Origin of the sequence: Rhodopseudomonas sp. BR0M22, assembly GCF_010907035.1 — a bacterium.
In the GTDB taxonomy this organism is placed as follows: Bacteria; Pseudomonadota; Alphaproteobacteria; order Rhizobiales; family Xanthobacteraceae; genus Rhodopseudomonas.
Map to the genome: position 1 here is coordinate 1 of NZ_QUMK01000114.1, position 8,349 is coordinate 8,349.

The following is an 8,349-nucleotide window of genomic DNA, read 5'->3' on the forward strand; positions in this document are numbered from 1 at the left end:
GCCTCCATAGACCCCGAGGCCAGGCCTGCGGACCTGCTGCCTCGCGGCCCCCTGCCGCCTTCCTCCGCGCCGCCGCCGCGTCCACCGCACCCCGCCCCGCGACAAGTGACGATCGCGAGCCACCCCTCGGGAGTAGAGCGGGATGGGTAGGGAATATAGACGAGATAGGAATTTTGTCAGAATGGCGACAGGCGTTCTACGCTGCAACCATTCAGGTGGCACAATGCTGGCACTTCGTGGCCACCGGTGACGAGTCTGAGCTGGCTTAGTCTGGGATATAGCCCGATGCGTTGTCTGGCGGCGTATGCTCTACAGCGTTTGTACGACTCGATGAGAGGACCTGAAATGCCAATCCAACGCCAGCGCCTTGCCGTGCGATTGTTCAATGTTGTCGAAGGGGAGGCGGAAGGACCTCTTGGAATCGTCGTCTTTCTGCTCGTCATCATCTTAGCCGTAGGACTAGGTATCTGGCGGTTCGGGTAGGACGCCCTTGACCATTTCTCCGGCAGCGGCGGCTTTGTCGTCGGTACGCTTGCGTGACATGCATGCAGCCGCCTCGCTCGCAGCTTGATTATTCGTTACTTCAGGACAACCGGATGACAACGCAAAAGCTGGAAATTCGCCTGAATGCCAACGGCGTTGCCGCACCCGCTCAGCGGGCGGCATGGCAGTGCAATGAGATCGTCGCATTTTGCTTAGAGGCGATTAAGGAAAGCGACCTCACGGAGCGCCCCCAGATCACGTCGCCTTCGATGGCTTACCGCTTCGATGGACCCGACCTTCCGGCTGGCGAGCGCTTAGTGGTTTACGAAAACTGGCTGCTCTCGAAGGGCTTTCACGAGCTGGCCCGCGGCGTCCGGGAAACCCTTGAGGAAGCGCGTGTATTCATTGAACTTGTACGTTTTCAAGCGACTGAAATGACATGGGGCGAATTCCAGGATTACTTGGCCGCGCTTCGGGAACGGGTAGGGCGTCTGCCATTTCCGGCGTTGTTGGGAGAGGTCAATGTGAGACTAACCTCACCAATGGACTTCGCAGACGAATTTATGTCGTTCCAAAAAGTACGAAATTGCATGGAGCACCGGGCGGGAATTGTGGGACCTCCCGACGTGGGGCCGGAGCAACGACTCACGTTGAAGCTCCCGAGACTAAAAATGTTCTACAACAACCCTGCTGGCGAGGAGGTCGAGCTTGTAGCTGGAACCGTCATAGACACGCACCAACACACCGGCATAGCGGAGATCCTCATCAAGCGGGATACGCGTAGTAAGTCCTATGCCTTGGGAGAAACGGTTTCCTTCACCGCCGCCGAATTCAATGAATTCGCGTTTGCGTGCTACCTATTCGGGAGCGATGTGGCGTCCAAATTGCCAATACTGCTTCCGGCGGAGAGACCGTAGCCGGCAGGATAGATTAGCCTAAAGGTGAAGTCCGCCGCCGTTGAGCATAGTGGAATACGGCCTTGCCCACTCTCTCAGCGCTTAATCAGCGAAATACCTACGGAGAAAAGCACCGCTCCCGGCCCCCTCTCAGCCCATGGCTGATAGTTTAGCCCGTAGGGCGGATTGGCCGAAAGCGTAATCCGCCGCGATTGGAGATGGTGGGTACGGCTTCGCCTAACCGAGTCTACTGACCTTCAGGATTTTCATGCCAACATCCCAAGCCAGTTCAATCGCGATCGCGCCAAAGGCGAGGTTCGTCACACGTTTTGCTGCCGGCTCAGATGGGGGTGCCGTATCCAGCGTCTGGAGAGTTTGGTCAGCGAAGAACAAGCCAGACCTCTATTTGGCCGTTAGAGAAATGGGAGAGATCAAAGCGACGCTTCATTGCCCTACGAGCAAACGACCGACGTGGGGTCGACACTATGGATTCGATTTCAACGCCCGCGGTGACGTTGCCAACGCAATCCGCGCAGCAGGCGAGTCACGGCATCAAGCGACCTGGACAGGGGCTCCCATTGGCTTTGGCCGATCAATCGAATGGCGGATATTCGTACGCGGCCCCTCACTTAGGCCAACTCCAGAACGGGCGCCCGATGACATAATTCTAGTTGCTCCTCCGAAGCCAAACGAGACGTTGATCTTCATTGTCTCAATCGGTCTTCCAGGAGACCCGGCTGGGTTTCCACAAGCCAGCGATGCGATCACTCGTCTCGTGCGAGAAGGCAAGCTATGCGACGGAACAAGAGTATGGGTTACGTACTGCTACACGGGCTTAGTCACGCCTCCTCTCCCTGCAAATCATCATCCAAGACAATTCGGTTCAAAGGAGGCGATCTTGTCCGCTCGAAAAACTCTTCGGGCTTTAAGTCCACATTCCATTCAGGACGGCAGCTTGGGCCTGTTTGAATTTCGCGCCGAACTTCGCGATGAATCTACACTCACAATCATTTAGCGAAGCACGTGAGCGGCGCCGAAGTCCTTATCCACCGACGTCGAATATTGTTGGCTTCGCCTATCCCACTGACCGGCTCTAGATCATTCGGAAGTGTCGCAGAGCAGCCTCGATGGCCGTTCGTTTCGCGGATGGGCAAGGATGCTTCCGTGTCCGCGGATCTTCTCGATTATGGGCCATTCGCTTGGTCAATCCGTGTTCGCTCAACAGATCCGCAATCCAACATGGCTTGGCCGCGAATCCAGATGTCCTACGAACGTATTCAGCGATTTCTTTGTAGGTGGCCACGGCGGATCTCCATGGGCAAACTTGAGCACGAATGTGTTGAATATACCCGGCGGGACAAGCGAGCCGAAGGCGTAATTCGTCGCGGCAAAGATGGTGGCTCCGGCTGCACTGAGGGTTTCCGCGTCCGTGCTCGTGTCGCCCTCACCCCGGCCCTCTCCCGCAAGCGGGAGAGGGGGCGCGCTGCGGCTCGGGGTGGGAGCGGAGCGACTGTCGCTCGCAGGGTGGAGGGCCGTCCTGCGCTGGTTGCTATCGGATGCCGTGCGGCTTGTTCCAGAAGTACTCGCGGTTGCCGAGCGCGCTTTCGGCGTATTGGTCGATCGACAGCAGGATGGCCTGGACGTGGTGATAACACCAACCTTCCCGCGTCCCGAGCCGCCGCACCTCGGCGAGCGCCTTGACGAAGTCGGAATGGTCGTCGGTCTCCTCGAACCACTTGATCGGCTGAACCGCCATCACACGCGCCTCGCCAGCGGACCACGAATGAGCTTGTCGCGCCCGGCGTAGGTCCGCCGCTGCTCCCCGGCCAGGCGGTCGCGATCGGCGCAGAGCTTGTCCAGCCGATCCTGCATCCTGTGCAGAACGGACTCGGCGTCGTCGGTGCGGATGCCGGCGCGCTGCAGCTGGACAAGGTCGGCCTGCTTGCGGCGGATTCGATCGCGCAGCTGCGCGATCTCGGAACGGGTGTGTTCGAGGTCCATGGGGGCTCACCGTGTTGGGCGAAAGAACAAAAGCAGAACATACCGGAGAGTCAATCCCGGTTGGGGAGTCCGCGCTGGTGTCGCCCTCACCCCGGCCCTCTGCCGCAAGCGGGAGATGGCGCGGGCTGCGGCGCGGGGCGGGTGCGGGGCCGAACTAATCGGCCAGCCGGCGGCCCAGGAAAGAGGCGACGCGGGACAGCGCGTCGGCGCGGGCGGCTTGGTCGGTCCCGACGACCGGAATGCGGCCGTCGGGGGCGCGGTATTGCGGCAGTTCGGTGCGCGGCAGCTTGGGGGCGTCGAAGGCGTGCACGGCGTTCGGATAGCTGATCAGCTCGATATCGTTGCCGCGCGCCCTGGCGGCGTCGAGAAAGTCGCGGCACGGCGCCAGCTCGGTCCAGACGTCGGCCTCGCCGAACAACACCAGCAGCGGCACCTGCGAGGTCCAACCGCGCGGCGGCACGCTCGTGTACGGCGCACTTTGCAGCTTCTCCGAACAGGAGCCGGGATAGAACGCCACCGCGGCGGCAAAATCGGTTTTCAGATCGGCGGGGCGGCCGATGCTGCGGTCGTTGATGCTGAGCAGCACCGTGCCGCCGCCCTGCGACCAGCCGATCAGCGCGACGCGGTCGGCGCGCACGAACGGCTGCGCCTGCAGATAGGCCAGCGCCGCGTAGGCGTCCTTCGGCCGGTCGCGCAGCATGGTGCGCCGCTTCTCGCCGGCGCTGCAGGTCTGACCGAAGCCGCGCGACGACGCGCTGTCGACCACCAGCACCACATAGCCCTGCTGGACCAACGTGCTCAGCCACGCCGGATACAGCTGAAAGAAGCGCCCGCGCGGATTGATCAGCCCGGAGCAGCCATGCAGCATCACCACCGCCGGCCGCCTCTGATCGCCTGCCGGCCGCGCCAGATAGGCGGTCAGCGTGGTGACGCCATCGAACGAGGCGAACTGCACCGGCTGCGCGCCGGGCGGCGGATGGATGGGCTGGGGCTGGATTTGTGGCGGCTGGATGGACGGCGGCGGTTCGGGTGGATTGGCGGCGGCGCTCGGCTGCTGCGCGGAAGCGACACCGACGCCGGCGAGGATCGCCAGCGCGGCGACGAAGGCAATGCGGACCAGAGCAGACGCGCAGGCCATCATGACGAGTGATCCGGAGCACCCGCGCGTTCGCGGGCGGCCACGCGAAGCTAGCAAGCCAACATGACGCGGGAAAGGTAGGCGACGGCCGCGCCTGCTCCCCGCCTTTGCGGGACCCTCGTCGGGGCTACGGCCACTGGCCTAGTCAGTGCTCGCGTCGCCCTCACCCCAGCCCTCTCCCGCAAGCGGGAGAGGGAGCGCGCTGCGGCTTGTGGTGACCTATGTGTCGCGCTGTTCGCGGCTGTGGAAGACGCGCAGGATGACGACGCCGTTGGCGCCGTGGGCATAACGGAGAACGTAGGTCCCACCCATGACCGGAAGGACCAGCTCGCGAAAATCCCTATCACGGATCGGGCGGCCAAATTCCGGGTAGTCGCTGAGGACTTCCGCCCGCTTTAAGATTTCGACGCCGATGCGCCGGGCCAAGGCGGGATGATGATCCTGAAGAAAAGCCGCAAAGCGGTTCAGGTCGGCAAGCGCAGGCAGCGACCACGAGAGCTTCATGGCGCCGGCGCTTCATTTCACCGGAAACGGCTTGTAGTCCGGCGTGCCCCAGGTCTCGAGCCATTGGGCGACCTGCTCGTGAGGGACCACTCCCTCTTCGCCAGACTGAATCGCCGCCCATTGCCGGTCGAGCGCGGCGAGGTCTTCGGGGGAAATTTCGACAGGACTCTCGGCAAGCGCTGTCAGGCCAGCGACCACTTCGGCGACCGAGATGCCCTGCGCATCGGCGCGTTCGCGCAGGCGGGTGGCAGTGGTCTCATCGACCTCGATCAGTTGCCGCTTCGATGCCATCGGCTTGGCCTCGGCTTCATCAGGCGTGGAAGGTGGGCGCGGCGCAACTGCGCCTTTGCCCACCCTACTCTCGTTAGTTATCCAGGAAGCTCCGCAGCTTCCGTGACCGGCTCGGATGCTTCAGCTTGCGCAGCGCTTTGGCTTCGATCTGGCGGATGCGCTCGCGGGTCACCGAGAACTGCTGGCCGACTTCTTCCAGCGTGTGGTCGGTGTTCATGCCGATGCCGAAGCGCATGCGCAGCACGCGTTCTTCGCGCGGGGTCAGCGAGGCCAGCACGCGCGTGGTGGTCTCGCGCAGGTTGGACTGGATCGCGGCGTCGATCGGCAGCACCGCGTTCTTGTCCTCGATGAAGTCGCCGAGATGGCTGTCTTCCTCGTCACCCACCGGGGTTTCGAGCGACAGCGGCTCCTTGGCGATCTTCAGGACCTTGCGGACCTTCTCCAGCGGCATGCCGAGCTTTTCGGCGAGCTCTTCCGGGGTCGGCTCGCGGCCGATCTCGTTGAGCATCTGCCGCGAGGTGCGGACGATCTTGTTGATCGTCTCGATCATGTGCACCGGGATGCGGATGGTGCGGGCTTGGTCCGCAATGCTGCGGGTGATCGCCTGCCGGATCCACCAGGTGGCGTAGGTCGAGAACTTGTAGCCGCGGCGATACTCGAACTTGTCGACCGCCTTCATCAGGCCAATGTTGCCTTCCTGAATGAGATCGAGGAACTGCAGGCCGCGGTTGGTGTACTTCTTGGCGATCGAGATCACGAGGCGGAGGTTGGCCTCGACCATTTCCTTCTTGGCCTGACGGGCTTCGCGCTCGCCCTTCTGCACCGAGTGGACGATCTTGCGGAATTCGCCGATCTCGAGACCGGTGAGCGCCGCCATCGACTGCACTTCCTGGCGCAGGTCCTTGATCCGGTCCTTCTCGTGGTGGACGAAGTTCTTCCAGCCCTTGGCCGAGAGCTTCGACACCCGGTTGAGCCAGCGCGGATCGAGCTCCGAGCCCTGATAGTTGCGCAGGAAGTCGTCGCGGGCGACGCCGTGGCTGTCGGCGAGCCGCATCAGGCGGCTCTCGAACGACACCAGCTTCTTGTTGATGTCGTAGAGCTGCTCGACGAGGCTGTCGATACGGGCCTGATTGAGGCGCAGCGACTTCACCTCGACGATGATCTCGTCCTTCAGCTTCTTGTACTTGCGCTCCTGCGACGGCGACAGCTGCTCGTTCTGCAGCTGGTTGGCGATGTCCTGCTCCTGCAGCTTGCGCAGCTTCTTGTAGTTGTCGGCGATCTTGTCGAAGGTCTCGACCACCTTCGGCTTCAGCTCGGCCTCGATCGCGGCGAGCGACATCTGGTTCTCGAACTCGTCGTCGTCGCCGTCGCCTTCCGACGCGCCTTCGCCGCCCTCGCCGGATTCAGCCGGCGCGGCGCCGCGCTGCTGCGCGGGACGGAACGGGGTGGCGGCGGCCGGCGCGGCCGGCGGCGCGACATGCGCGGGCGCAGCGCCCTCGCCTTCGCCCGAGGCTTCCTCGCTGTCGCTCCCAATGTTGTTCTTGCCCTCGGGGCCCGCATAGGTGGCTTCGAGATCGATGATGTCGCGAAGGAAGATCTTTCCTTCGTTGAGTTCGTCGCGCCAGATGATGATCGCCTGGAAGGTCAGCGGGCTTTCGCACAGCCCGGCGATCATCGCCTCACGGCCGGCTTCGATCCGCTTGGCGATCGCGATTTCGCCTTCGCGCGACAGCAGCTCGACCGTGCCCATCTCGCGCAGATACATGCGGACGGGATCGTCGGTGCGCTCGCCGGGCTCGGACTTCTTGGTCTCGGTGACGGCCTTGGCTGTGACTTCGACGAGATCGTTGTCGAGCTCCTCGTCAGCCTCCTCCTTGGCCTCTTCCTCTTCGGCCTCGGTATCTTCCGCCTCGGACACATTGATGCCCATGTCGGACAGCATCGACATGATGTCTTCGATCTGCTCCGGCGACGTGGTGTCGGAGGGCAGCACTTCGTTGAGCTGATCGAAGGTGACGAAGCCGCGCTTCTTCGCCTGCTTGATCATCTTCTTGACGGCCGCGTCCGACAGGTCGAGGAGCGGCGAGGGAGCGTCGACGGTGTCCTTCTCCGGCGCGTCTACCTTGTCGTCCTTGTCCTTGTCCTGCACCTGTACCGTCTTCGCCTTGCTGGCCATCCACTGCTCCTGAACGCGCTCACGGACGAGGCGTCACCGCACCGCCATGAAAAACTTGCCTTGCCGGGTGAGACGCGCAAAGGGCGGCGCCAGCCTGCACCACCCCACACGATCCCGCTCGCTGGTCACCCAAATTGGTCGCCCGAAGGCCTTTTAACCGAAATGCCGTTAAGCCCTTACTAACCCTGTTTTTGCAGCCAATTCAGGGGATTTGCGAGTCTTTTCGACTCGATCTCCGTGTTCGGACGCGGGCCAGCGCCTCAGACGCTGCGCTGGAACCGTCCGGATGATTCGCCGAAACCTTCGATCAGCGCCTCGGTCCCCTCGACCTGGGCCAGGCGCGCCTTGACGTCGTTCAACCACTGCATGTTCGCCTCGCTGCCGTCCTCACCCAGCGCCAGCTCGGCATCCTTCAATTCCCTAAGTAAGGAGTGAGATTGTCGATGCAAGGCAACGAGTTGCTGCCACGTCGAAAGGACGTCCTCGCGCGCCGCGTTGGGCCCGGCTCCCCATACCGCGGAGGTCGTGATCGCCCGCTCAACCCGCTGCAATTGCTCGGATAATCCTGCCTTAACCAAATCTGCGCGGAGCTTCTCCGCCTGGCCGGCCGGATCGTCGGTGCGGTGGTGATGCTGGGCGAAGGCGGCGATGATCGCCGCCCGCAGCCGGTGCGCCTCGGGATGGGCGAATTCCAGCGCGGCGATTTCCTCGAGATGATCGTCGAGCAGCCAGGGGTGGTTGAGAAGCGTGATCAGGATCAGCGCCTCGCGGCGCGACATCGCCGAGCGCTGGCCGCGCATGATCGGGCTGGCGATCAGGTCCGGGCTGGCAATTTGGTAGGGCCCGCGGCCGAGCCCAGG

At 62.9% G+C, this 8,349-nt stretch carries 7 protein-coding genes and 1 pseudogene; 1 reads left to right on the top strand and 7 read right to left on the bottom strand.

Annotation, left to right across the window (positions count from 1 at the left end; genetic code table 11):
* The first annotated feature begins 596 nt into the window (after nt 1-596).
* The gene (locus tag DY468_RS23800) at nt 597-1,400 is read left to right on the top strand and encodes a hypothetical protein (protein ID WP_164607987.1); all 804 of its coding nucleotides are present in this window, start codon (nt 597-599) and stop codon (nt 1,398-1,400) included.
* 1,528 nt (nt 1,401-2,928) lie between these two features.
* Here the strand turns inward: DY468_RS23800 and DY468_RS23805 are convergent.
* The 7 genes and pseudogenes from DY468_RS23805 to DY468_RS23835 all read right to left on the bottom strand — a co-directional run.
* Nucleotides 2,929-3,135 (bottom strand): hypothetical protein, encoded by a 207-nt coding sequence (locus tag DY468_RS23805; protein WP_164607990.1) that lies wholly within the window; start codon nt 3,133-3,135, stop codon nt 2,929-2,931.
* Nucleotides 3,135-3,380 carry a hypothetical protein gene (locus DY468_RS23810; RefSeq protein ID WP_164607992.1) on the bottom strand — a complete coding sequence of 82 codons (246 nt, stop codon included), beginning with the start codon at nt 3,378-3,380 and terminating at the stop codon, nt 3,135-3,137. Before DY468_RS23810 ends, DY468_RS23805 begins: the two co-directional genes overlap by 1 nt.
* A 154-nt stretch (nt 3,381-3,534) precedes the next feature.
* Nucleotides 3,535-4,518 (bottom strand): dienelactone hydrolase family protein, encoded by a 984-nt coding sequence (locus DY468_RS23815; protein ID WP_164607994.1) that lies wholly within the window; start codon nt 4,516-4,518, stop codon nt 3,535-3,537.
* A gap of 219 nt (nt 4,519-4,737) precedes the next feature.
* A complete protein-coding gene (locus DY468_RS23820; protein WP_164607997.1) occupies nt 4,738-5,022 on the bottom strand; it encodes a type II toxin-antitoxin system RelE/ParE family toxin in 285 nt (94 codons plus the stop codon).
* Nucleotides 5,023-5,034: 12 nt separating this feature from the next.
* The gene (locus DY468_RS23825; protein ID WP_164607998.1) at nt 5,035-5,313 is read right to left on the bottom strand and encodes a hypothetical protein; all 279 of its coding nucleotides are present in this window, start codon (nt 5,311-5,313) and stop codon (nt 5,035-5,037) included.
* Between the two features lie 73 nt (nt 5,314-5,386).
* Nucleotides 5,387-7,489 carry an RNA polymerase sigma factor RpoD gene (rpoD, locus tag DY468_RS23830; protein ID WP_164608000.1) on the bottom strand — a complete coding sequence of 701 codons (2,103 nt, stop codon included), beginning with the start codon at nt 7,487-7,489 and terminating at the stop codon, nt 5,387-5,389.
* Nucleotides 7,490-7,749: 260 nt separating this feature from the next.
* Nucleotides 7,750-8,349: pseudogene (locus DY468_RS23835) on the bottom strand (DNA primase); the annotation flags it as partial.